1 protein-coding gene is annotated in these 1,573 nt (G+C 65.0%); it reads left to right on the top strand.

All coding sequences use genetic code 11. From position 1 onward, the window contains the following. On the top strand, window positions 1-1,573 hold a 1,573-nt coding region (locus Q8M88_RS16505; RefSeq protein WP_305598248.1), incomplete at both ends, for a hybrid sensor histidine kinase/response regulator.

The following is a 1,573-nucleotide window of genomic DNA, read 5'->3' as shown; positions in this document are numbered from 1 at the left end:
CCAGTCCTTCAGCCAGGCCGACAGTTCCACCACCCGAAAATACGGCGGCACCGGGCTGGGATTGGCCATCTCGAAAAACCTGGTGGAGCTGATGAACGGGCGCATTTGGGTTGAGAGCCAGCCCGGCGTGGGATCGAGTTTTCATTTTCACGTGGTGCTTGGCGTTCAGGCCGTGCCCACCCCTCGGCGCAGCTACGACGCCACCGCGTTCGAGCAGGTGCGCACGCTGGTGGTGGACGACAACGCGAGCGCCCGCGAGATCCTCACCCGCATGGTGCAGGGCTTTCAGATGCCCTGTGACACCGCTGCCAACGGGCAGGAGGCCCTTGCACAACTGCAGGCCGCACAGCGTGAGGGCCAGCCCTTCGAACTGGTGTTGCTGGACTGGAAGATGCCGGTGCTTGATGGCCTGGAGACGCTCGACCGCCTGCCCGCGGCGGGACTGTCGCCGATGCCGGCCGTGATCATGGTCACCTCGCATGCCCGCGAGGAAGCCATGCAGAACGCCGGGGCCAACGGGGTGCGGCCAAAAGCTATTTTGACCAAACCAGTCACCGCTTCGACGCTGCTGGAGGCCATGGGTGAAGCGCTGGGCAAAGGTGTGGTGCTGGAGTCCCGCAGCCACCAGAAGGCGGATGCACGCCGCGAACACATGGATGCCTTGCGCGGCAGCCGCGTGCTGCTGGTGGAAGACAACGACATGAACCAGGAACTGGCGATGGAGTTGTTGGGACAGGCAGGCATTGACGTGGTGCTGGCCAACAACGGGCAGGAAGCGCTGGATGTGCTGGCCCGAGACACCCGCTTTGACGGCATTTTGATGGACTGCCAGATGCCGGTGATGGACGGTTACACCGCGTCACGCCACATCCGCGCCGACGCAGCATTGGCCCACATTCCCATCGTCGCCATGACCGCCAATGCCATGGCCGGTGACCGCGAAAAGGTCATGGAGGCCGGCATGCTGGACCACATCGCCAAGCCGCTGAACGTGGAAAACATGTTTGCAACCATGGCGCGCTGGATGGTGTCGGTCAAGTCTGCCAAGGCCCCTGCCTCTGTGCCGTTGGCACCAAGCGTCACTGCCGTCACGGGGCTGTCGCCGATCACGGGCCTGGACACGCAACGCGGCCTGACCACCACCATGGACAACCCGGCGCTGTACCGCCGGCTGCTGCTGAAGTTTCGCGACGGGCAACGCGACTTTGGTGCGCTGTTTGCAGCGGCGCGCCGGGGCAGCGATGCCACAGCCCCAGCACGGGTGGCCCACACCCTCAAGGGCACGGCGGGCAACATCGGTGCGGTGGACGTCGAGGCGGCAGCGGGCCGGCTGGAGCGCCTGTGCCTGGACGGTGGCAGCGGGAGCGACATCGAGGTCGCATGCCAACACGTTCTGTCTGTGCTTGACCCCTTGATGACGGGGCTGGACGCGCTTGACAGCGCCGCGCCCGCAGCGACCACCCCATCAGCCACAGGTGGGCAGGTGACCGATTGGACGTCGCGATTGCGAAAATTGCGTCACCTGCTGGAGGCCTGCGACAGCGATGCCACCTTGTTGCTCGAAGAACTCGAA

Origin of the sequence: Phenylobacterium sp. (genome assembly GCF_030693805.1) — a bacterium.
In the GTDB taxonomy this organism is placed as follows: Bacteria; Pseudomonadota; Alphaproteobacteria; order Caulobacterales; family Caulobacteraceae; genus Phenylobacterium.
The sequence above is the reverse complement of the archived record's forward strand: the minus strand, read 5'-3'. Positions and strand labels throughout refer to the sequence as shown.